This is a genomic window from Acidimicrobiales bacterium (assembly GCA_036378675.1).
Classification (GTDB): domain Bacteria; phylum Actinomycetota; class Acidimicrobiia; order Acidimicrobiales; family Palsa-688; genus DASUWA01.
Window position 1 is genome coordinate 120,961 of sequence record DASUWA010000023.1, and the last position, 21,982, is coordinate 142,942.

General features: G+C 65.9%; 21 protein-coding genes. 8 read left to right on the forward strand and 13 right to left on the reverse strand.

The features are described 5' to 3' along the window. The first annotated feature begins 47 nt into the window (after positions 1–47). A complete protein-coding gene (locus VFZ97_09005) occupies positions 48–2,378 on the forward strand; it encodes a CoA transferase (protein ID HEX6393567.1) in 2,331 nt (776 codons plus the stop codon). Positions 2,379–2,382: 4 nt separating this feature from the next. Here VFZ97_09005 and VFZ97_09010 read toward each other — a convergent pair whose 3' ends face one another. The 5 genes from VFZ97_09010 to VFZ97_09030 are packed head-to-tail and all read right to left on the reverse strand — an operon-like array spanning position 2,383 to position 6,895. Continuing rightward, complete coding sequence (locus VFZ97_09010; protein ID HEX6393568.1) at positions 2,383–3,195, reverse strand: class I SAM-dependent methyltransferase; 813 nt, start codon at positions 3,193–3,195, stop codon at positions 2,383–2,385. Further along, the gene (locus VFZ97_09015) at positions 3,192–3,731 is read right to left on the reverse strand and encodes a CoA-binding protein (GenBank protein HEX6393569.1); all 540 of its coding nucleotides are present in this window, start codon (positions 3,729–3,731) and stop codon (positions 3,192–3,194) included. The genes VFZ97_09010 and VFZ97_09015 overlap by 4 nt, the downstream gene beginning before the upstream one ends. Next, entirely contained in the window at positions 3,728–5,023 is a 1,296-nt protein-coding gene (locus tag VFZ97_09020; protein HEX6393570.1) for an O-acetylhomoserine aminocarboxypropyltransferase/cysteine synthase family protein, read from the reverse strand. Before VFZ97_09020 ends, VFZ97_09015 begins: the two co-directional genes overlap by 4 nt. Before the next feature lie 28 nt (positions 5,024–5,051). After that, positions 5,052–6,302, reverse strand: a complete 1,251-nt coding sequence (locus tag VFZ97_09025) for an NAD(P)-binding domain-containing protein (protein ID HEX6393571.1) — start codon at positions 6,300–6,302, stop codon at positions 5,052–5,054. A 32-nt stretch (positions 6,303–6,334) separates the two neighbouring features. Further along, on the reverse strand, positions 6,335–6,895 hold the full coding sequence (locus tag VFZ97_09030) for an OsmC family protein (protein HEX6393572.1): 561 nt from the start codon (positions 6,893–6,895) through the stop codon (positions 6,335–6,337). A gap of 114 nt (positions 6,896–7,009) precedes the next feature. On the opposite strand from VFZ97_09030, the gene VFZ97_09035 reads away from it, so the two are divergent. Genes VFZ97_09035 through VFZ97_09060 form a run of 6 tightly spaced genes read left to right on the forward strand, consistent with a single transcriptional unit; the run spans position 7,010 to position 11,631 of the window. Continuing rightward, entirely contained in the window at positions 7,010–8,167 is a 1,158-nt protein-coding gene (locus VFZ97_09035; GenBank protein HEX6393573.1) for a homoserine O-acetyltransferase, read from the forward strand. A gap of 1 nt (position 8,168) precedes the next feature. Further along, positions 8,169–9,221 (forward strand): zinc-binding dehydrogenase, encoded by a 1,053-nt coding sequence (locus VFZ97_09040; GenBank protein ID HEX6393574.1) that lies wholly within the window; start codon positions 8,169–8,171, stop codon positions 9,219–9,221. After that, the gene (locus tag VFZ97_09045) at positions 9,218–10,168 is read left to right on the forward strand and encodes a nitronate monooxygenase (protein ID HEX6393575.1); all 951 of its coding nucleotides are present in this window, start codon (positions 9,218–9,220) and stop codon (positions 10,166–10,168) included. Before VFZ97_09040 ends, VFZ97_09045 begins: the two co-directional genes overlap by 4 nt. A 7-nt stretch (positions 10,169–10,175) precedes the next feature. Next, positions 10,176–10,508, forward strand: a complete 333-nt coding sequence (locus VFZ97_09050) for a hypothetical protein (GenBank protein ID HEX6393576.1) — start codon at positions 10,176–10,178, stop codon at positions 10,506–10,508. Positions 10,509–10,538: 30 nt separating this feature from the next. Then, a complete protein-coding gene (locus VFZ97_09055) occupies positions 10,539–11,210 on the forward strand; it encodes a hypothetical protein (GenBank protein ID HEX6393577.1) in 672 nt (223 codons plus the stop codon). 10 nt (positions 11,211–11,220) lie between these two features. Beyond that, a complete protein-coding gene (locus VFZ97_09060) occupies positions 11,221–11,631 on the forward strand; it encodes a hypothetical protein (protein HEX6393578.1) in 411 nt (136 codons plus the stop codon). A gap of 152 nt (positions 11,632–11,783) precedes the next feature. Here the strand turns inward: VFZ97_09060 and VFZ97_09065 are convergent, their stop codons facing one another. Continuing rightward, positions 11,784–12,497 carry an NAD(P)-dependent oxidoreductase gene (locus VFZ97_09065; GenBank protein ID HEX6393579.1) on the reverse strand — a complete coding sequence of 238 codons (714 nt, stop codon included), beginning with the start codon at positions 12,495–12,497 and terminating at the stop codon, positions 11,784–11,786. A gap of 122 nt (positions 12,498–12,619) precedes the next feature. On the opposite strand from VFZ97_09065, the gene VFZ97_09070 reads away from it, so the two are divergent. Then, positions 12,620–13,756 (forward strand): DUF1214 domain-containing protein, encoded by a 1,137-nt coding sequence (locus tag VFZ97_09070; protein ID HEX6393580.1) that lies wholly within the window; start codon positions 12,620–12,622, stop codon positions 13,754–13,756. Positions 13,757–13,760: 4 nt separating this feature from the next. Here the strand turns inward: VFZ97_09070 and VFZ97_09075 are convergent, their stop codons facing one another. The 7 genes from VFZ97_09075 to VFZ97_09105 all read right to left on the reverse strand — a co-directional run bounded on the left by VFZ97_09075 (position 13,761) and on the right by VFZ97_09105 (position 21,980). Further along, positions 13,761–15,023 (reverse strand): sulfotransferase, encoded by a 1,263-nt coding sequence (locus VFZ97_09075; GenBank protein HEX6393581.1) that lies wholly within the window; start codon positions 15,021–15,023, stop codon positions 13,761–13,763. Positions 15,024–15,056: 33 nt separating this feature from the next. Further along, a complete protein-coding gene (locus VFZ97_09080; protein ID HEX6393582.1) occupies positions 15,057–15,821 on the reverse strand; it encodes an SDR family oxidoreductase in 765 nt (254 codons plus the stop codon). Next, positions 15,818–16,486: a VOC family protein gene (locus VFZ97_09085; GenBank protein ID HEX6393583.1), complete on the reverse strand. Its 669-nt coding sequence runs from the start codon at positions 16,484–16,486 to the stop codon at positions 15,818–15,820. Before VFZ97_09085 ends, VFZ97_09080 begins: the two co-directional genes overlap by 4 nt. A 129-nt stretch (positions 16,487–16,615) precedes the next feature. Beyond that, on the reverse strand, positions 16,616–17,875 hold the full coding sequence (locus VFZ97_09090) for a PEP/pyruvate-binding domain-containing protein (protein ID HEX6393584.1): 1,260 nt from the start codon (positions 17,873–17,875) through the stop codon (positions 16,616–16,618). Positions 17,876–17,885: 10 nt separating this feature from the next. Further along, complete coding sequence (locus tag VFZ97_09095) at positions 17,886–19,508, reverse strand: PEP-utilizing enzyme (GenBank protein ID HEX6393585.1); 1,623 nt, start codon at positions 19,506–19,508, stop codon at positions 17,886–17,888. Between the two features lie 112 nt (positions 19,509–19,620). Then, complete coding sequence (locus VFZ97_09100; GenBank protein ID HEX6393586.1) at positions 19,621–20,388, reverse strand: SDR family oxidoreductase; 768 nt, start codon at positions 20,386–20,388, stop codon at positions 19,621–19,623. Continuing rightward, entirely contained in the window at positions 20,385–21,980 is a 1,596-nt protein-coding gene (locus tag VFZ97_09105; GenBank protein ID HEX6393587.1) for a class I adenylate-forming enzyme family protein, read from the reverse strand. The genes VFZ97_09100 and VFZ97_09105 overlap by 4 nt, the downstream gene beginning before the upstream one ends. Between the last annotated feature and the right edge of the window lie 2 nt (positions 21,981–21,982).

A 21,982-nucleotide genomic window follows, 5' to 3' on the forward strand; every position in this document is an offset into this window, starting at 1 on the left:
CGGGGGAGGTTAGGGCAACACCATGTCTGCACGTTTATTATCCGACAATGACCGGACCGCTGGACGGCACCAGAGTGGTCGACCTCACCGACCTGCGGGGCGCAATGTGCGCACGCATCCTGGCTGATTTGGGAGCCGACGTGATCCGGATCATGTCGCCCGCCGAAGATCTCAGTCCTCGCCTTTCCCACACGTACCGCAACGCCAACAAGCGCGGCACCACCATCGACGTTCAGTCCGAAATGGGAAGGGACGCGCTGGAGCCCTACCTGGCGTCGGCCGAAGTCCTGGTGAACAACCTCGGACCCTCTAAGTGCGCTGCCGCCGGCCTCGATCCAGCCGACGTGTATGAACGCCACCCCCACCTGGTTCACGTCGCCATCGCAGACTTCGGCCTCAGCGGCCCTCAGTCGGGATGGCACCTCGAGCCGCTTCCAGCCCTCGCCGCATCCGGCACTCTGCACGCAAGCGGGTTCCCGGACCGCCCACCTTGCTGGATCCCGGGACATCTCGCCCACGACTGCGCGTCTGTCTATGCGGCGCTCGGAGCGATCTCGGCTCTCATGGACCGGGGTCGGACCGGCGAGGGTCAGCTCGTCGAGGTCAGCGTGCAAGAAGCGGCGCTCGCCGGCACCGTGCCGTGGTCTGTGGTCCTGCAGGACTACGCCAAGATCAACCCGTTGCTCCCGGTCCAGGGAACCCGCAACGCAGACGGCTCCTACTGGGTACTGCCCGCCTCCGACGGTTGGGTGCGCACCGTCATCGGCAACAGCAAGCAATGGCGCGGCTTTCTGTCCGTCCTTGGAAATCCCGAGGCGCTCGAGCAGCCGGAATGGAAGAACCCCGTCTTCCGGATCACCAACAGCGACGTGGTGCGCCTCATCGCGCAGGAGCGGCTGACCGACCGTACGCGCGCCGAGCTATTCCAGGAGGCGATGCAGTCGGGCGCGACCGTGGGAGTCATCCACCAGCCGTCCGAGTTCGTCGCCCATCCGCAAACCAAGGCTCGTCAGGTGTTCCTCGACACGGGTTTCGACGAGCTCGAGGGCGCGCCCTTCGTCGCACCGCCGCTTCGCCTCTCCGCAACGCCCAGCTCCTTGCGCAAAGGCGCGCCACGCAATGGCGATTCCGAGCCGGCCTGGGAGGCGCGAACGCCCTCACATCCTGTGTCTACCGGAACCGGAGGAAGAGGGCTGCTTCTCCAAGGGATCCGCGTCGTGGAATTCGGGATGGCGGCTGTCGTTCCCGAAACGTGCATGGTCCTGTCCGAGCTGGGAGCCGACGTCATCAAGATCGAATCCGAATCCCATCTCGACGTGCTCCGGGCGACCGGCATGGGTCGGGTCAACTGCGGCTTCGCGTTCAACGCCGAGTGTCGCGGCCGGCGCAGCGTTGCGCTGAACTTAGACTCGGCGGAAGGCCGGCGACTGGCGTTGGAGCTTTGCGCTACAGCCGACGTGGTTGCCGAGAACTACCGCGGCGGCGTTCTCGACGATCTGGGCCTCGGGTTCGAACAGGTGAAAAAAGTCAACCCGGCGGTGATCTACGTCACCTCGCAGGGATACGGCCGCGAGGGGCCGTTGGCCCGGGTTCCTGCATACGGGCCCCTCAACCTCGGATTCGTGGGGCTGCACGGCCTTTGGAACCACCCCGACGCGCCCTATCCGTGTGGTACTTCTCTCAACCATCCCGACCACATCGCCGGCAAGATGCTCGCGGTGGGAGTGCTCGCCGCGCTCGACCACCGGCGCAGGACCGGTGAAGGGCAGCTGGTCGACATGGCACAGACGGACCTTGCCGCATTCCTTCTGGGCGAGGCTTACCTCGAGGCCTTCGCGTCCGGCGTCGACCCTCGGCCGCTCGGCAATGCCAGCCCTCACGCCGTTCCACACGGTGTGTATCCCGCGGCCGGAGAGGACAGCTGGCTCGCTGTCGCCGTTCCCGACGACGCCGCTTGGGTTCGGCTATGCGGGGCGTTGGGCTGGCCGGAGTCGGAGGATGAATCGACTCTGGCGGGCCGTCTCCAACGGCGCGGCCTGATCGACGAACGCCTAACTGCATGGACCTCCTCCCGCGACTCCGCAGACGCGGCACGGTTCCTGCAGGAGGGAGGCGTCTCGGCGATGCCTGTGCTGGGCCCGCTCGATCATCTGTCCGACCCTCACTTGATGGAACGGGACTTCATAGTGCGGCTCCACCACCCCGAAGTGGGGGACGAGCGACACGCGGGCAACCCCCTGCGCATGTCGGCGCTTCGTCAACGCACCGCTGCATCAGCCCCGTGCCTGGGGGCGGACACCGAGGAGGTGTTGAACTCCGTATTGGGGTTGTCGGTCTCCGACGTGGCTGCCCTGATCGAGAAGGGGGTCTGCCGGTGACCCTTCAGGTCGGCTTGCGGGCCAGATAGCCGACGACCTTGATCTCCGCGCGCAAAGGCAGTCCGTCGGACAGGCGCGACCGGGCTTCTTCGACAGCGGCCTGGTAGAACGCTTCCTCGCCGACGTTCTGGATCGCCTCGTACGCCGGTCCGGTGGACGCGAGAGCGCGAGCAAACAGGTCGGGGTCAGGAAACTCCCACGCGAAGGGAACGTCCGCCCGCCGGACGTCGACGAACCCGCACGACTCGAGGAGTTGCTCGCCCAAACCGGGACGGCCGAGCGACACCATGGCCGCCTGATTGTCGACCTTCTCCTCGGTGGCGAGGCGGAACGGTGCCAGCGCCCACGCGCCCGGCGACACCTTCAGATGTCCCCAGACCGTCAGTCCGAACCGTCCGCCCGGCTTGAGGACGCGGTAAATCTCGGTGACCGCGTCAGGCGTCGTGCCCCAGATACCGCGGAAGCTGGTGGCGACGTCGAAGGATTCGGCTTCCCACGGGAGGTGGTTCATGTCCCCGACCCGGATATCCGAGCCCGGGCTGCGAAAGCGGGCGACCGACACCAATCTCGGCGAGGCGTCGATGCCGGCGCATTGCGCGCCGCGCAGGTGCGCCAGCTCGAGAGACAGCCCGGCACCACAAGCGACGTCGAGAAGCCGGTCGCCGGCTCCTACCTCGAGTTGATGGTGGACGTAGATGTACTCGCGGCAGTTCTGCGGCTCGTGCAGGGTCGCACAGTCGACCGCTTTGCGGCCCCATCCTTCGTCGACCAACTTCCATTGCGGAGTGGACGAATCCGATGGGGTCATCGCCGTCATTTCCCGGACGATCCCAGGCGGGTGGGGCGCTTGGCGCTGATCACTCCGGTGTCGAAACCGGCGAGGTGCAGGCCACCCGCAAAGCGGGCGTGCTCGATCTTCACGCAGCGGTTCATCACCACCGAGAGTCCCGCGGCGTGAGCCAGCTCGGCGGCGTCGTCGCTCCACAGCCCGAGCTGGGCCCAGAACGTGCGGGCCCCTGCCTCGACCGCGTCCGCCGCGACGGCCGGGAGCTCCGCCTCCCGGCGGAACACATCCACGAGATCCGGGGACTCCGGTAGATCGCCCAACGTCGCGTACACAGGGTGGCCGAGGATCGACTTCTCCCTCGGGTTGACGAACCATACGGTGAAGTCGGTGCTCGAACTCAGCAGGTAGGTAGCAACGAAGTGGCTTGCCCGCGCAGGGTTGGACGACGCGCCCACGATCGCGACTGTCTTGGTTCGGTTGAGGATCTGCAGTCGCTCCGGCGCGGTCGGTGGCCGCCACGGCTCTAGTGCGGATTCGGATCGCTCGGCGCGGAGCGGTGCGGTCATTTGTCCGCCTTCGAAGCGATCGTCAGCGCCCGGTCGAAGTCCCAGATGATGTCGTCGAGATCCTCGATCCCGACTGACACCCGCACCAGGTCCGCCGCCACACCCGCGGCGGCGATCGCCTCGTCGGAAAGCTGCCGATGAGTGGTCGATGCGGGGTGGATCACGAGCGTCTTGGTGTCGCCGATGTTGGCCAGGTGGCTGGCGAGCTCAGTAGCCTCCACGAAGGCCTCGCCCGCTTCCCTCCCGCCCTTGAGTCCGAACGAGAAAACCGCACCGGGCCCGCGCGGCATGTAGCGGCGGGCGAGGTCGTGATAAGGCGAGGCGGTGAGGCCGGCGAACGCCACCCAGGCAACGGCAGGATGGTCGGACAGGTACTCGGCGAGGCGCATTGCGTTTGACACGTGGGCATCCATACGGAGCGACAGCGTTTCGAGGCCCTGCAGCAGGAGGAACGCGTTCAGGGGCGCAAGGGCGGCTCCGAAATCGCGCAGCTGTTCGACGCGCAGCTGAGTGCAGAAGCCGTACTCGGCGAAGTTGTCCCAGTAGCGCAGGCCGCCGTAACTGGGAACCGGCTCCGTCATTCGGGGAAAACGGCCGTTGGCCCAATCGAAGCGCCCGCTCTCCACGACCACGCCACCCATCGACGTGCCGTGCCCTCCGATGAACTTGGTAGCCGAGTGCAGGACCACATCTGCGCCGTGCTCAAAGGGGCGGCAGAGGTAAGGAGTGGCCATGGTCGAGTCCACTACGAGCGGCACGCCCAAAGAGTGCGCGCCGTCGGCCAGAGCCTCGAGGTCGGCGACAACACCAGAGGGGTTGGCGATGATCTCGGTGTAGAACGCCTTGGTTTCGGGACGTGCTGCAGCGACGAAAGCGGCGGGGTCGTCCGGAGCGACGAACGTGGTCTCGATACCCAATCGCCGAAGCGATACGTCGAGCAGGGTATGAGTGCCGCCGTAAAGGGCGGCGCTGCTCACGATGTGATCGCCAGCGCCGGCGACTCCGGTGAATAGAAGTGTCTCTGCGGCTTGGCCGCTCGACGTGGCGACAGCACCGATACCGCCCTCCAGGTTCGCCATTCGTTCTTCGAACGCGGCAACGGTCGGGTTCGCGATCCGCGTGTAGATGTTTCCGTACTTCTGCAATGCGAACAGGTCGGCGGCGTCGGCGGCGTCCTCGAACACGAAGGCGGTGGTCTGGTAGATAGGAACGGCGCGCGCCCCGGTCGTGGCATCGGGCCGGTTACCGGCGTGGACGGCTCTTGTGCGGAAACCCCACTCGTGATCCTGCACCGTTGCAATGTTATTGGGCACCGGCCGATCAGGTGACCTTCGCCAGCTCATCCAAGTAGTCACAAAGGTGGGTGCTGAGGTCGTGTGCGTCGTCCCCGGCTCCGACGATGAGGGTCGATTTCCGCCGGCGCAGGAACGTGGTGCCCATCACGTACACGCCGGGCACGTTGGTGACACCGCCCTCGTGGCGAACGTTCCCCTTGGCGTCAAGGACCGGAACGTTCAGCCACGGGTACTCGGGGCGGTAGCCGGTCGCCCAGACGATCGTCTTGATGTCGCCTCTGCCAAGGGACAGCATGAGCGGCGGTTCGGGCGGCACGTCGGTTGCGGGGAACCTTTCCGGTGGATCGGTTTCAGTGTCGACGCCGTGTTCGGTCGCCCATTCGTCGAGTGTGTCGAGCAGCCGACCCATTTTGAGGTCGGCGAGCGCGCATTGGTTGGGCAGAGATCCGGAAAACTGCGCTGTCCCTTCGCTGGTCATTCCGGCGAGACGCCCGACCAGACGCACACCGATTTGCTGGAGAGAGTTGAGGTCGACTGTCAGCCTCGCCGGGGTGCCCACCAGCTGGAACGAGGACACGTGGCGGGCGCGGACGATGTCATCGACTTCGTCGTAACGCTCGTCGAGGACGCCGGCGGCGTCGAGCCACCACATGATGTCCATGCCTCGGTACAGCCTGGGCATCCGGACGTGCCCGCCGACGGCGAGGGTGACGGGGCGACCGGATCGGTGTATCTCGTCGGCCAGCTGCACACCTGTCGACGCGGCTCCGACGACCAGCACCCCACCTTCGTCGAGTTGGTCCGGGTTCCGGTAGTCGGACGCGGCCAAGCAGGTGACGGTCGGCGGGATCGCTTCTGCGAACCCCGGAACGTCGGCGCGGTGGTACGGGCCGCTCGCTATCACGACCGCTTTCGCCCTCCACTCTCCGTTGGTGGTGAGGACGCGGAAGCCGTCGTCGATCGCGTCGACGGAGGTGACCTCGGTGTTCGACTCGACCGGAGCTTCGATCGTTTCGGCGTAACACGCGATGTAGCCGACGATCTCGGACATCGTCATGTAACCGTCCGGGTCGTCGCCCTGGTAGCGATAGCCGGGCAACCGGCTCAGCCAGTTGGGCGTGAGCAACCGCAAGGAGTCCCATCGTTCGGTTCGCCAGGAGTTGGCGACCTTTCCGCGTTCAAGCAGGACGTGCTCGATCGAGCGTTCGCTCAGGCACCGGCTCATGGCGAGACCGGTCTGCCCGGCCCCGATTATGACGGCCGAGACCCGCTGCATCCAGACCTTGGCGTGCCGTCAGAAGCTGACGGTCACTCGACCTCTACTGTCACGCGCGTCGGGTTGGTGACGATGTCGTACACCGCCGACCTCTTTTGCGACTGTGCCACCAAAGCCTTGATGTCGTCAGGCGAGGCGTCGGCGTCGATCTTGTAGCTCACCCGGATCTGGCTGAACCCGTTGCGGACTTCCGGATCGCAGCCGAGAATTCCACGGACGTCCATGTCGCCTTCGAGCGTGGCGGTAACCGACCGAAGCTGTATCTCCCGGTTCTGCGCGACCGCCGCAACACCGGCAGTGAGGCAACTCGCCAGGCTGACGAGAAGCAGCTCGACCGGCGTCGGCCCGTTGTCCTCGGATGAGAACAGCTCAGGGTGATCTCCGTCAAACGTGAACTCGGTGCGATGCTTCTGCTCCTCGCCAAGTCCGAAGAAACCCGAGACGCTGCTGCGGCTATGGGTCCCGTTGACCCATGTGTTGCTCGCCCTCCATTTGAAGTTGGCTCCTTCGGGCTGCTCGGTGAGCATGTTCCGCGCAGTCATTAGGAACGCGACGTCGACTCCGTTGTCAACTGGAGTAGCGGTGCTGGTCATCCTCTCACCTCCGGGTTGGGTTGCCACCGGCAGTACGGGCTCTACTAGGCCCCGAAGGCGAAGCTACCATGGATTCCTGATCGCCCAGGTCGGCTATCGGATCGAATTAGTCGAATGGTCAAAAGGTCTCCGAACTTTCGCCCAGCCGCGACCAGCGGCGTCTGGTGGCCAGGGGATGACCCCGGGCACCGCACGTTCGCGAGCTTGTTCTCCGAGGAATCTCTCAAGCTGGAGGGAGGCGGCTCGTTCGGTCCAATCACGGCTGCTTATGAGACGTGGGGCACCGCTTCCGCGGCCCGGGACAACGCGGTCCTGATCGAGCACGCTCTAACCGGGGACAGCCACGCCGCGGGACCGGCAGGTCCGGGCCACCGGACCCCGGGGTGGTGGGATCCGCTGATCGGTCCTGGAAGGGCGATCGACACGGATCGGTGGTGGGTGATCTGCCCCAACACGCTCGGCGGGTGCCAGGGGACGACGGGACCGGTCTCGCCCTCTCCGGACGGATCGCCGTGGGGATCGCGCTTCCCAGCGATCACCATCAGGGACCAAGTGTCGGTCGAGGCCGCCTTGGCGGACTCGATCGGCATCGAGCGTTGGGCAGCCGTGGTCGGGGGGTCGATGGGTGGCATGCGGGCCCTGGAGTGGGGGGTCACCTATCCCGAGCGGGTAGAAAGAATGATCGTCGTCGGTTGCGGCGCCGCAGCCACCGCTGAGCAAATCGGGCTGTGCGCGGTTCAAGCTCACGCAATCCGGCTCGACCCCTTGTTCAACGGAGGCGACTACTACGACGGAAGACATGGCGACGGACCCCAGTTGGGACTGGGCCTGGCCCGGCGCATCGGTCACATCAGTTACCGGTCCGAGCTCGAGCTGGCTTCTCGCTTCGGGCGGGATGCCCAAGCTGCCGAGGATCCGCTGGCGGGTGGCCGGTACGCCGTCGAGAGCTACCTCGACCACCACGGGGACAAACTTCGCCGGCGTTTCGACGCCAACAGCTATTTGGTGCTCAGCCGGGCGATGGATCACCACGACGTCGGACGTGGACGAGGAGGAGCCGAGAGAGCGCTGTCCTCAGTGCTTGCCAGGTCGACTGTCGCGGCGATCGACTCGGACCGGCTGTACCCGCCCCGGCTGCAACAGGAAATAGCGGAGTATCTGCCTGACCGCCCTCGCGTGTCGCTCATACATTCGCTTTACGGTCACGACGGCTTCCTCATCGAGTCGGAGCAAGTGGGCGACGTCATCGCGGCGGCTCTGCTAAGCAGCTGAGATGCGCGCTTGGCAGGTCACCAGGTTCGGGTCTCCTTCTCACGCGCTCGAAGTGCGCGAAGTTCCCGAGCCGGAGCCGGGGGCCGGGGAGATCCTGGTACGTGCGACCGCGAGCGTCCTCAATTACAACGAGGTTGATGCCTGCCACGGGCGGTATCTGACCATCAACCCCCCGTTGCCGTACACATTGGGCATGGAGTGTGTAGGCGAGGTGGTTGCGGTCGGGGTGGGCGCGGAGGAATGGATCGGGCGACGGGTAACTGCAAGTGGCCGGGCAGGGACTGGAGCTCACGCCGATCTGGTCGTCTGCTCCACCGCGATGGCCTTCGAGGCGCCGACGAAGTTGAGTGACATTGAGGCTGCGGCATTTTTCTATCCGTTCCATCTCGCTTACCTCGGCTTGCACGAGCGCGGGCGACTCGATGCTGGCGAAACGGTCCTCATCCACGCGGCTGCCGGCGGCGTCGGCTCGGCCGCGGTGCAGCTTGCGGTCGCAGCCGGGGCGCGGGTGCTCGCGACGGTGGGGAGCGACGACAAGGCGCCCCTGGTCAAGTCGCTGGGGGCGGACCTGGTGATCAACTACCGGACCGACGATTTCGTCAGGGCGGTTCTCGACGCCACTGGCGGTCGGGGTGTGAGCGTCTGCTTCGACGGGGTCGGAGGCTCGACGACGCTGCGCTCGCTCGAGTGCCTCTCCCATGGAGGTCGTCATCTGTGCGTCGGATTCGCGGAAGGAATCGAAGCGGAGGAACAGCCGATGGTCTCGGGGCGTGCCCTTTGCTTCGGGAACTTTGATTTGGTGGGGGTGATTCTCGCTTATACCGATCCCGCGCTCGTTCCCTATCTCAAGGACTTCCTTCCTGTGCCCGTTCCGAAGTTCAACCCTCCCACCACAGACGTGGGTCGGCGGGTACACGAACATCTGCTGGGCTTGCTGGCCGCAGGAAGCATCCGCCCCGTTGTCGGGGAGACGGTCCCCTTCGAGGGTCTGCCCGGAGCTCTGGAGGACATGGAAGCCCGACGGACCGTCGGTCGGACAGTCGTGACGAGATGACGCCGACAAGCCGGCCGTCGGGTTCCGCGCGTATGAGGGTCGCAGAGATGCTCGGTGTCGAGATTCCGATCATTCAGGCGCCGATGACCTATATCGCGGGCGCGCAGCTCGCCGCCGCGGTGTCGAACGCGGGCGCACTGGGCATCATCGAAACGGCGTCCCCGCAGGGCCGGGAAGACCTCAAGCGGGTGCGAGATCTGACTGACCGGCCGGTCGGGGCGAACGTTGCTCTGGCTGTCCGTAAGGACCCGAGCGTGGTCGAAGTTCTCGCCGACGCGGGCATACGAGTGGTGACGACATCCTCAGGCGACCCGGGCCTTCTCACCGACCGGCTCCACGACGCGGGTACCACCGTGTTCCACGTAGTGGGCACGCTCCGCAACGCCCTCAAGGCGGTCGACGCGGGGGTCGACGGCTTGGTCGTCGAGGGCGTCGAGGGAGGCGGGTTCAAGAACCGTCACGGTGCGTCGACCCTCGTGGTCCTCCCGCTGGTTGCATCGCGCGTGACCCTGCCGATCGTTGCCGCGGGCGGCATCTGCGACGGTCGTTCGATGGCCGCGGCCATCGCGCTGGGAGCGGAGGGGGTCCAGATGGGAACCCGGATGCTCGCGTCCAGAGAGTCGCCGGTCCACCACAACTTCAAGGATGCGGTCGTCGCGTCTGAGGAGACGGGCACCGTTCTCTTGTCGTTGCCCGGGATGCCAACCATGCGCGTCATTCGGACAGCGACGGCGGATCAGGCGGCCACGACAGGACGGTCCGAAACCCGCCTCGACGGTGCCCAGACGCTGTATTTCACCGGTGACATGGAAGCCAGCCTCGCCAACACCGGTCAGGTCGCTGGGCGGATCGACCGAGTGGAATCGGTCGCCGACATCGTGCGAGAGACGTGGGAGGGCTGCCGCCGCGCGCTCAGAGAGGCCTGCGACAGGCTGGGCAACGTATAGTTCCTCGATGCTACTCACCGAGTTCTCGACCGACGCCGAGCAATTCGAGGCGGCTACCGGCTGGTCCATCAAGCCCCAAGGAGCGTGCAAGGGGGAAGTGTGCGTCCCGTTGGGGGCCGGGGCGTTCGATCTCGCCGACACCTGCCGGAAGCTCGGGATGGCTGTCGTCAACGACCCGGAGCTCGGCGTATGGGCGATCGGACCGGAGACGACCGGGGGTCGGGCGCTCATGTCCGCTGAGGCACCGGATCTCGTCCTGCCCGACCTCGAAGGTCGGGAGTTCTCTCTCCGCTCCCTGCGAGGCCAGAAGGTGGCGCTCGTGGCGTGGGCCCCCTATTGAGGCTGCCGTTGGGACCTGCCCGGGTGGCAGGTGCTGTGGGAGGAGCTAAACCCTCTCGGACTCGAGATCGTCGACGTCTGCCTGGAGATGGCGGGTCCTGAAGTCGCCCGACCGTTCGTCGAAGCGGCCGGGTCGACCCATCCGTCGCTGATCGACGAGACCCACCGGATGGACTCGTTGTTCGGGATCACCAACGTTCCGATGGTCGTCTGGATCGACGAAACCGGTACCCTCGTTCGCCCTCCGGAGCGAGCCATGCCGATGCCTGTCGGCAAGAGGGCGTTGCAGATAGCGGAAATGATCGGCGGCCTGGACGAGCGCGAGGCCTACGTCGCCAAGCTCCGGGACTGGGTCAGCAACGGTGCCGACAGCCGTTACGCCCTCAGCCCTCAGCAGGTCGTGGACAGGTCTCGCCCCCAGCCCATGACCGCCTCGGAGGCCGCCGCACATTTCGAGATCGCTCAGCACTTCTGGCGTTCCGAAGGGCTTACCGACCGGGTGATCCGGCATTTCAACGCGGCCCACGAGCTTCAGCCTGACAACGTCACTTTCAAACGTCAGGCCTGGTCCGCCCTCGCGGTGGAGCGAAACGGCGACAGCCATGAGTGGGTCCGTTTCCGCCAGGCTCCGGTCGAAGGTGAGGACTGGCCGTTCGTGACCGACTTCAACCAGGATGCCGACCTCATCATGGGGACCAACTAGTGTCGCCCGGATGGGTCGAAGACCGGCTGCGGCCCGCGTCATTTTCATAGCTGCGGCCCTCGTGCTTGCAGCGGGAATAGTCAGCGTGTCCATCCCTGGGATGATCACCGGGACAGAGCGCGCCGGGCCCCGAGTTGCGGCTCCGGCGTCACCGACGACGACCGCTGTGACCGCGACCACGACCACGACGGTCGCGGCACCCCCCAGCACTCTTGCAACGGTTCACCCGTCGCCGAGCGCGGCTCCTGCCCTCGTGCCGATCTCGCGATCGACCGCGTTGGCGAGAACCGGGACCCACACGGGCAACCTTCTCGCCGGCGGCGTCGCGCTGGTCATGCTAGGCGGCGTGCTTGTACTCGCGCAACGGCCCGAACCGTACGCTCCGCGACACTTGCGGCGTCGAAGGGCTCGGTCGCGCTAGCCGCGCGCCGCGACCATTCGGCGCATGCCTTCGCGCCAGGTGACCTGGGTGCGTCCAAGCACCTGGTGCATCAGGTTCGTGTCGGGCCATAGCGGCCACGGCGCCCGCTCCTCGTACCGGAACCTGACCGGTTTGCCAATGAGCTCGCCGAGCTAAGTGCAGTACTCCTCTGCGCTGACGGTTTCGCTACCCGCCCAGTTGACGGTGATGGGAGGGATCGAGGCCACCTCCAGCGCGCGGACACCGAGCCTGACGTAATCGTCTTCGTAGATCGGGTTGTAGTTGTTCGGTTTGTCTGGATGCAGGACGATGTCCTTGCCGGCGCGTATGCGTTCGAAGCGGTCCGCGGGCGCACCACCAAGGGGACCGTAGGTCGAGAAGATGCGGATGATCGTCAGGGGCACTCCGTGCTCGACCGCGGCGAAGCGAGCGACAGCCTCGCCGGCAATCTTGGACAGGCTGTAGTTGCCCAGATGAACGCCAGGAGGGTCATCCTCCCTGAGAGGCCTTCTTCCCTGATACGCATATGCCGATCCGGTCGAGCAGAAGACGAATCCACTCACCCCTTCGCACGCGGCGATAAGTCTCCCGGTCACCTGGGCGTTCACCTCGAAGGTTTTCTGCCAATCGGAGTCGGCGTCGCGCCCCAGCCGCGCCGCAGCGTGGAACACGTGGGTGAGATTGACCGGCAAGGCAAGGGCCTCGAGTTCGGCGATATCTCCGACCATCGGCACAATGCCCGCGGCCATCAGTCGGTCCTCGTCGCCCGGATGGGTGCATCGAGCCAGCCCGTAGACCGTGTGACGTCGGGCAAGTTCCCGCGCGATCGGAAAACCAACCCGTCCGGTCGCACCGGTTACGAGCACCGTCCAGCCGTCGTCGGGCGACTCAGTCGTGATGAACCCTCCTCGTGTGCGATGCCCGCGGCACCCTTCGGCGAGCGGAGCGAAACGAGCCGAGGAAAACGTTAGTGCCCTATGGTTCGGGGATGAGCGACGTGCAGAACCGCCTCGACAGTGCATGGAAGGCCTGGATCGAGGCCCAGGAAGCTGCGATCGAAACGGTTCGAACTGCGGAAGCCGTGCCGCGAACCGACACCGACCGCGCGGAGGGGTACCGATGGATAACGAGGATCAGCTCGCTTGCGCAGGAGTGGTTCATCGAGAAGTCGGATCCGCTTCATCCGCAGCTATTCCAGTCGCAAAGCGAGTACAGGAAGCTTCTGGTAGACAATCCGGACACTAGGTACGCCTTCTGCCCGATCGACGACAGCCAGACCTACAGGCTCAGCGGGACGCGCGGGGATGCCGCGTACGTCGGGTTGACGTTCGGCACTCCCATCGGAAAGGGCGCCGTCGGCGGGCGGACCGGCACGACCGTGCAGGCTCATCTCGATCAGTTCCAGCTCGGACCGAACGGGGAGGTCGACGTGCTCATCGTCCCCGAGGGCGAGGATCCCGATCCGGCCTTCAAGAACGTCGTCGCGGTACCACCGGGGACGGGGCAGCTGGCGGTGCGCGAAACGTTCTTCGATCGCGTCCGCGACCGGCCGGCGGACCTGCGGATCGATCTGGTCGGTGATGTCGCGCCGCCGATCCTCGAAGTTGAGGAGATCGCGTCAAAGATGGAGTTCGCCGCGCTGTTCGTCCAGTTCGTCGCTGCGACGGCGGTGAACATGTGGCGCGACACTGCTGGCAACATCAACCACTTCGGCGGCACTGCGGGATCGGAACATGTGGCGGCTCAGGACGACGAGGTCCGCTCGCACAGCAACGCCGAGATGACCTACCACGGCGGGCGTTGGGTTCTGGGGGAGGGTGAGGCTCTCGTCGTCACCGTCCACGATCCAGCGGAGAATTTTCTGTATTGGGGACTCACCACCGCGTCGGCGTGGATGGAGAGCCTGGACTACCGGTACACCACCACGAACCTGAACAATCACACGGCGCAGAGATCGGCCGACGGCAACTGGCGCCTGGTCATCTCGCCACGAGACCCCGGTGTGGCGAACTGGATCGACACCGGTGGAAGGCGGGAGGGTTACATGATCGTTCGCTGGGTGCTGGCCGATCGGCCACCGCATCCCACATGCGAGCTGGTCCCGATCGACAGTCTCGGAAGCTGAATCCTCATACCTCCGACGGAACTCCGAACCGTTGCTGATAGTCGGCGACGAGACCGCGATGCTCCGCCAGGTCCAGTCCGGTGTCCTCGAATCGGTAACGGTGGCCGCCGGTCGTTCGGTTGTCATGGCGTGCCCCGACGTAATCCTGGAGGTTCGCCCGGGCCTCATCGGACAGCTCGATTCCCCAGCGGTCGTACAGCTTGGCAACGGTGCCTACGGGATCGGATACGAGGTCCTTGTAAACCACATCGGTGATCTGATCATCGGGAAGGCTGCCTGAGTCGCGTTCATTGGCGACGCCGTTCATCTGTAGCTCAACGCCCAGGCACAAGAACTCGACCAGGTCCTGATGCGGTACTCGGTTCGAGTGCATCCAGTGAAGAGTCGCCATCGTGTCCGCCAAAGAGCCCACCACCCGGAGCGGATCGCGGTGGGTCATCACCACCCGGACGTCGGGATAGGTCGCGAACAGGAGAGGCAGGTGGGACAGATGCGAGGGCGCCTTCACCACCCATCGTTCGGTGGGACGGGACCACTGGAGCGTCTGGAGCATCCGCCGATGCCACTGGTATATCGGCGCCTGATCAATTCCGCTCTTCCATATCGTATAGCTGGGCACGTTGTAGATGCCGGTGAAGATGTCGCTCGAGAACTGGTGGGCGAATGCGAAGATGCACTCCGTCGGGAGGTGGCCTCCGTTCTCGTGCATCGAGGTGAAGGCGGGCACCATCTCGTCCATGACGGTGATCTCGGCGTGAGTCGTTGCGACCCAATCGACGTCGTCTGCAGGGCGTTCCGACTCTCCGGGCGCAGCAGCTCCCGGGACCGTGTGAACCAGCTCCCACAGGAGGGCGGGGCGGTTGTCACGGTCGCACGCGAGCAGCTCGTGCAGCAGCGTCGTTCCGGAACGACCGAGGCCGGTAACGACGATGGGGGAGCGGACGATCTCCCGGTCGATCGCAGGTTCCTTCTTCCACAGGTCGACCAACCGGAGCCGGTTCTGGAGGATCACCTGCAACTCCGCACGGGCTCGGAGGCGGCCGGCGAGATGCAGTTCCGCTTCGTCATCGAGCGCGGTGCAAAGGCGGTGGAGCGGCTCGCGGAACCATTCGTCGCCGAAGTCGGTGAAGCCTGTGGCCGCGGTCGCCGCCTCGAGAAGGTCGCCCGAGCGAAGCGAGATCATCGATTGTCCATCGTCCCCGAGCCCTCGGCCGTAGGCGATCAGCTTCTCGACCCATGGCTTCCGTTCCGGTGGCACCCAGGTCACGGCAACCAACCGTAGACCACGTGGTCGAGACGCTCAGGGGACCAGCTGCTGTCCTCCGTCGATGTCCATGGTCGCCCCGGTGATCGCGGTGTTGACCATGAGGTGTACCGCGAGCGCGGCGATGTCACCCGGACCCACTACGCGCCCGATCGGGAGTGTGCTGCGTAGTTGTTCGCGGCGTGCGTCGAGTTCGTCGCCGAGGAGTGACGCCGACAGCGGGGTGTCGACGAAACCGGCTGCGATCAGGTTGACCCGGACGGGAGCGACTTCGAGCGCGAGATTCCTCACCAGGGCGGGCAGGGCGGCGGTGAGGGCTGAGATCAGGGAGAGTCCCGAACCGGTCCGCCGCCCGCCGGTGCCGCCCATGAAGAGCAACGTCCCTCCCGGCCGGACCTTGCCTGCGGCGTGCTTCGCGATCAGGATCGGCAGAAAGAGGTGTGATTCGACGTCGCGGCCCGCCTTGTCGAAGTCGAACTCGGCAAAGGGGGCGTAGTACGGACCCGGACCGGTGAGGAGGACGTGGTCGATCGAAGGCAGATCGTCTAGGAACCTCGTGAGCAGATCAAAATCGGTGGCGTCGAACGCGGCGGTCCTCGCGCCCAGCTCGGCTCCGACGGTCCGCAAGCGGTCCGGGTTGCGAGCCGTGATTATCACGTCGGCCCCTTCGGCGTGCGCACGGCGGGCGGTCTCCAACCCGATGCCCAACGTTCCGCCGATCACGACGACCGTCTGTCCGGCCAATTGCGGGTCGTGGCTCAGGAGCCCGGTGGCGGAGTAGGTGCCGTCGTACGTGGTCACGTCGGCAGTGCCTCCCCGGTCTCCTCGGCGACCATGTATTTCGCGTACCAGTCCGGCCAGTCCGGGTCTTCTTGGCCGATTCGCTTCTCGTGCTCGCCATGCGCGACGGACGCGCGCCGCATCGCGTTCGCCAGGTCCGAAACGGACGAATACGTGGTAGCGCCGGGATCGAGGCGACCCGGTAGCCGGTGGGTTATCTCCTGGAGCAGCCACAGGTTGCCATCGGGGTCGTTGAACACCGCGTAGGACTTATAGCTCTGGTGGTCGGGGTCCGGTCCGCTGATCCGGCCGGCCGGATTGAACGGAGAGCCGTGGAACACCTCGCTCACGTCAGCCCCGCGGTCGACCAGGTCCTTTCGGGCCGCCGCGATGTCCGAGACGATGAGCTCCAGACCCTGCGCCGCTCCCGGGGCGGAGGGAGTCACTCCGATGCCGAACCCGATGGAGCAACCCGAGCCCGGCGGAGTGAACTGCACGATCCGAAAGCTGTCGCCTGCGACGATGTCCGCGTCGAGCCTGAAGCCCAGGTTCTCGTAGAACTTCTTTGATCGGTCCGGGTCGGAGACGGGAATGATGACGACCTCGAGCTTCATGTCCGGCCTTTCGGCGTTACCCGCGTTCTGTGTACCCGCGTCCTGTGTACCCACGTCCTGTGCAGTGGTCATTTGGATCCTCCCTGGGGTTCGCCGTGTTCAATGACCATCGTCCTCAATGACGATCGCATTTCGGGTACTGCTTCGAACCCGGGGAACTCCCTGGTCTCCGAGCGGGGTTAGATCCAGTGCAGAGGCGACTCAGGAATCCTGGGCTGATCTCAGTCTCTTGGCGAGGGTCTGCAGGAGGTTCCAGGAGATCGTCGGGTTGGTCTGGACGAGCGGACGGAACTCCCAGAAGGTGAGCCCGTGGCAGACGACGTCGGTGGCGGCGGCGACGGTGGCCGACCGAGATCCCTCGTCGATAAGCGCGATCTCGCCGAAGTAGTCCCCACGACCGAGGGTCGCTATCTGCTTGCCGCGAATTGATACCGACGCCTCACCGGACTCGATCACGTAGAAGGCCGCCGCCCCGACCCCTTCCTTGGTGATCGTCTCGCCGGCCGCGAACGTGCGTTCCTTGAACATGCTGCCGATCTGGGCGATATCGCCGTCCCTCAGACCTGTGAACAGCGGTACCTGCTCGATGACCTCGGCCGGGCGCTCCGACGCGGCCACCCTGGAACCACCTGCCGAGCGCCCACCTGCCGAGCGATTGGTGACCGCACGGCACTGGAGCAGGTACATCTGCTTGTCGGCGTATGCCCACTCGATGTCGCGCCCTGGGCCGTATACCTCCTCGCAGCGAGTGGCCAGGTCGTTCAGCAGCTGGACCTGCTGGTCGTCGAGGCAGAGAGTCTCTACCAGTTGCGGCTCCACATCCTTCTCGACCGTGCCCCCGTCGGCGACGGCCCGTATGGCGACTTTCTTGAGCCCCGGGGTCCGTTCGAGTATCTCCCCATGACGGTCTACCCGGAAGTGGTCGGGGATGACCCGGGCCGCGACCACGGCCTCGCCTAGCCCCCAACTCGCCTCGATGACCCGCTCGTCGGCCCCGTTCATCGGGTTCTGGGTGAACATCACGCCGGCCACGTCGGGGTCGAGGAGGGCCTGGACGACCACACCCACGCTGGGGCGCTCGAACAGCCCGACCCGCTTCCGGTAGCTGATCGCGGAGTCGGAGTTCGCCGACCACCAGACCTCGCGGATTGCCGCGTTCAGATCGGTGCGTGACGGGACGTTCAGGAGGGTGAGGTGCTGACCGGCGAAGCTCGCCGCCGCGCCGTCCTCGTCCACAACGGACGAGCGAACCGCTAGCGGACCGGCGAGGAATCCGGCTGCCTCCATCACTTCTACGATCGCTTCGTCCTGGCCTGAGGCGACGGCGTCGGTCAGTGGTCCTGCGAGCGCGACGCCGGGGGGGACCGGCAAACCCGCCCTGGCAGCCGCGCCGAGGCCGACCGCCTTGGCCCCATACAAAGATTCGTCGTGCGCGTCCGAGAGAGGGACTGCCCCGTTCACTCGAGCCCTTTCACTTGAGGATCGTCACCTCGCCGGCGTCGCCGTCGACTCGTACGGTTGCACCGTCGGGGATGAGATCGGTCGCCGTACGCGTGCCAACCACTCCCGGGATGCCGTACTCCCGGGCCACGATCGCCGAGTGCGAAAGAAGCCCGCCGCTATCCGTGACGATGGCGCCGAGCAGCGGCAACAGGATGTTGAACGCTTCGGTCGTCGACTCCGTCACGAGAACATCGCCCTGCACGATCCGGTCGAACTCGGTAGGACCCGAGATGCGCCGGGCGGGACCTTGGTAGACGCCACCGCTGGCCGCCAGGCCCCGCAACAGTGCCTCCTCGTGCTCGGCCTCGGAGCTCCCGAACAGCTCGCCGAGTGCGACCCCGATGGCTCGCATGAGACGCGCCGGTGCGACGGGCAGGCCGGATGGATCCGGCGGTTGCGTTGGCGGCGGACCTAGCACTGGAGGGGCTTCCTTAGCGGTGTGCGAGGTCCGGTAGTCGAACCGTTCCGCGAGTTCGTCGGCGGAGGGACCCGCGGATCCGGACAGGATGGAAGTCATCTCGTCGAATCCTGCGTCGACGAAGTGCTCAGGGTCGGCGACACGTCCGGTCCGAGCAAGTCGGCGACCGGCCGCCACGACTGCACGTCGCATGATCCCGGACGCCCATATGTCGCTGAAGACTCCCCGTTCGTCGCGGATCCGGTACATCAGGCGGGCCTCTCCGAGGAGATCGTCGAATTCGGCGCGGTGCTCCTCGGGGACCTGTTGGCGGATTCCAGCGATCTGGGAGTCAACGTCGGAGGCGACCGCCGATCCCTTCTCCACGGTGGTCCGGATCGCGCGGAGGAGGGCGTCCGGCAGTTCCAGCGCGTACCGCCCGGAGATGTCGAAGCCGTCGAGAAGGCGGCACCCGACCAGGTCCAGGTATTCGTTGAGCTCCGTACTGACGTCGTTGCCGAGAGAACGCAACTTGTCGAGCGCGACTTCGGGCTCGCTTTCTGACTCGAGGATCTCCCGCGCCGCCGGGTCTCGTTCGAACGCGCGGATCAAGCCGGCTAGTTCCTCAGAAGCTCCGGCCGACACCGGCGCGGCTCCACGCATCATGCCGAGCACCTCGGAGGGTGGGACGCCCGCCCAATCGCCGACGTGCACGAGCAAGTCGCCGACGCAGATCATCGCTGCGCCGGTGAACCGCATGTGCTGGTAGATCATCTGTGAGTGATGGTCCCGGCATCTGCCCAGATATGCCACGAGGTCTGTGTCTGACAAGGAATCCGGATCCACCGACTGAAGTCGCCGGTGGGTCTTGATGGCTGCTGGTTTGGCGTCTTCGTCCCATTCCCGTAGCTGGTCCCGCCACAGCTTCTGCGCGAACACCGCTTCGGCGCGCTGGAATCGCTCTGGTATCTCGTCCTCGCTCACCGGAGCGAGGGCCCGGTATGCGAAGCCGTTCACGTACGCCATCTGCATGCCGCCGATCAACATCCCGTAATGGCGGCTGAATTCGGCTACCCCCAGTTGGAACGGTTCGGGGTGCATTTCTGCCCAGTACCGGGTGACGGGACGGGGAAAGTGGACCGGATCCAGTTCCCAAGTCCCCGGGCCGGGTGGCTCGAATGGCTGATTGATCACGGCGCGGATCTTGTCAGTTGCGGCCTTCAGGAGCGTCCGGACTCAGCCTTTTGGACATGTCGGTGCGCGCCTCGGCCACGGCCCGGCCTACCCAAGCCGATTGCGGTGCCGGCTAACGCAGGGTTGCTCCGCCGTCCACGCTTATGACCTGCCCGTTGATCCACTCCGCGTCCGAGGACATCAGGAACGCGACCATCGCTGCGATGTCGTCCGGACGGCCCAGCCGGTTGCTCCGCTGCCTTTTCAGGACCGATGCGCGGAATGAGGGGTCGAGGCCCTCCTGGACGGTCTCGGTGAGCACCAGGCCGGGTGCGATCGCGTTGGCGCGGACGCCTTGCTTCCCCCACTTCGATGCGACGTGGCGGACGATGGCGTTGATCCCGCTCTTTGCGACGGCGTAGGCGGGACGTTCCGGTTCGCCGACGAAGGCAGCCGCCGAACTGGTGTAGACGAGGGCGCCGCCGCCGCGAGCGAGTATCTCGGGCAACGCAAGTCGTGTGCACAGCAGATGGCCCCGGAGGCCCGTTCGTATCGTGCGGTCGAACGCGCCGAGGTCGATGCTGACCGCGTCGGTGTCCTCGCCGATGGTTTCGGGTGAAAGGTCGGCGGCGTTGATGTGTATGGCATCGAGCCCGCCGAACGCCTTGACCGTCGCGTTCACCGCCGCGATGACCGATCCCTCGTCACCGATGTCGAGGCTGATCGCGAACGCCTCGCCTCCGGCCTGCTCGATCTGGGCGGCTGCCGCCTCGGCACCTTCCGTGTTCAGGTCGCCGACCGCCACCCGGGCGCCCTCCGCGCCCAACCGCAAAGACGTGGCGGTGCCGATCCCGCCGGCGCCACCCGCCATCAGAACGGCCTTACCGGTCAACCCTCTCACGGTTCCTCCTTCGTTTGGCCGTTGCGGCCGGGATCGCGGGTGAAGAGATTACGCAGCTCGCCCTTGGCGATTTTTCCGCCCGATGCGCGCGGCATTTCGTCTAGCACAACCAGGCGCTCGGGCCACCACTCCTTGGTGACCCCCTTGGACTGGAGGTGCGCCCGGAGGTCGTCGAGGTCGAGTTGCCGATCCGGGCGCAATGTCACGAATGCCGCGACCCGCTCGCCGAACACCGGGTCGGGAGCACCCACCGCGGCGACCAGCGAGACCGATGGATGCTTGGCGATCTCGGCTTCCACGGCGGGCGCGCTGATGTTCTTCCCTCCGCGGATGATGAAGTCAGATGTCCGCCCGACCACGCTCAGGTAGCCCTCTCCGTCGACTTCGACGACATCCCCGGTGAGCATCCAGCCGTCGTCGGTGAACAGCTGGTTGTTCGCTTCGGGATCCTCCCAGTAGCCGAGGCTGAGCAGGGGACCCCGGCATCCGGGTTGCCCTCGACCGGGGAGTTCTGACGCGAACAGCCGGACGTTCATCTCCGGGATCACTCGCCCGGCCGTGGTGAAGCGGCGTTCGGGCGAGTCGGACAGGGTCGTGCGGCTGAGCGCGCCGGTCTCGTTGGAACCGTAGAACTGCAGCACGACCGCGCCGGTCAGCTCCTCGAATTGGCGGGCTCGCTCGTACGGCACGGCCTCCCCACCGGTGAACATCACCCGCAACGAGCTCAGGTCACACTCGTTCTCTTCGGCCTCGTTGAGCAGCATGATGAACTGCGTGCTCACGCAGCACAGCACGGTGATGCGGTCGCGCTGGACAGACCGAACAAGCCCGTCCACCGAGAAGCGCGGCAACACCGCAGTAGCGCAGCCGAGGATCGCCGGCGTGAAATGCGCGGTCCACAGCCCGAACCCGTACGGTGCAGGAATCGCCGACAGGAACACGTCGTCCTTCGACATCGCTCCCGCCTCCAACGCCAGGCGGTGAAAGGCGAACCATCTGTTCTGGGTGTGCATCACGCACTTGGGCAGACCGGTGGTCCCCGAGGTCGAGTTGAGCATGAACAGGTCGTCGGGGCCGAGTCGCCGGTTGGCCCAACCTTCGCAAGCGTCGTGCGGCGGAGCAGGGCGCCCGCCGACCAGGATCTCGCCATCCGCGCGCTCCGGTACGGCGACATGCACGAGTGATCCCAATCCCTCGCCGGCACGACCGCCGTTGATCCCAGCCTGAGTCACAAGACCCCGCGCTCCCGACAATTTTGCGAGGTGGGCAACCTCGGCCGGGCCGGCTCGCCAACCTATGCCCACCACGACGAGTCCCGCCCGCTCGGCGGCAACGTAAGCGATGTGCACGGCGGCCCCGTCCGGGAAACGGACGATTACCCGGTCGCCGACGTCGAACAAGCCGGCGAGGACCGCGGCCAGGCGATCGGCTCTCACGTCATACTGCGCCCAGGTGGTCGACGTTGCGTCCTCGACGAAGGCGACCGCGCCCGGTTGACGCGACGCGTGCTCATGCACGATTTCCCCAACGGTCTTTTCCTGCCACCAACCGTCGCGGCGGAACTGGCGGACTTCAGACCCGGTAAAATTCACGT

Bases quoted from the DNA above. Each gene is read 5' to 3' on its own strand.
- VFZ97_09005 (HEX6393567.1), top strand. From the start codon at position 48: ATGACCGGACCGCTGGACGGCACCAGAGTGGTCGACCTCACCGACCTG.
- VFZ97_09035 (HEX6393573.1), top strand. From the start codon at position 7,010: ATGGTCAAAAGGTCTCCGAACTTTCGCCCAGCCGCGACCAGCGGCGTC.
- VFZ97_09010 (HEX6393568.1), bottom strand. From the start codon at position 3,195: ATGACGGCGATGACCCCATCGGATTCGTCCACTCCGCAATGGAAGTTG.
- VFZ97_09085 (HEX6393583.1), bottom strand. From the start codon at position 16,486: ATGACCACTGCACAGGACGTGGGTACACAGGACGCGGGTACACAGAAC.
- VFZ97_09050 (HEX6393576.1), top strand. From the start codon at position 10,176: ATGCTACTCACCGAGTTCTCGACCGACGCCGAGCAATTCGAGGCGGCT.
- VFZ97_09025 (HEX6393571.1), bottom strand. From the start codon at position 6,302: ATGCAGCGGGTCTCGGCCGTCATAATCGGGGCCGGGCAGACCGGTCTC.
- VFZ97_09015 (HEX6393569.1), bottom strand. From the start codon at position 3,731: ATGACCGCACCGCTCCGCGCCGAGCGATCCGAATCCGCACTAGAGCCG.
- VFZ97_09040 (HEX6393574.1), top strand. From the start codon at position 8,169: ATGCGCGCTTGGCAGGTCACCAGGTTCGGGTCTCCTTCTCACGCGCTC.
- VFZ97_09045 (HEX6393575.1), top strand. From the start codon at position 9,218: ATGACGCCGACAAGCCGGCCGTCGGGTTCCGCGCGTATGAGGGTCGCA.
- VFZ97_09070 (HEX6393580.1), top strand. From the start codon at position 12,620: ATGAGCGACGTGCAGAACCGCCTCGACAGTGCATGGAAGGCCTGGATC.
- VFZ97_09030 (HEX6393572.1), bottom strand. From the start codon at position 6,895: ATGACCAGCACCGCTACTCCAGTTGACAACGGAGTCGACGTCGCGTTC.
- VFZ97_09060 (HEX6393578.1), top strand. From the start codon at position 11,221: ATGGGTCGAAGACCGGCTGCGGCCCGCGTCATTTTCATAGCTGCGGCC.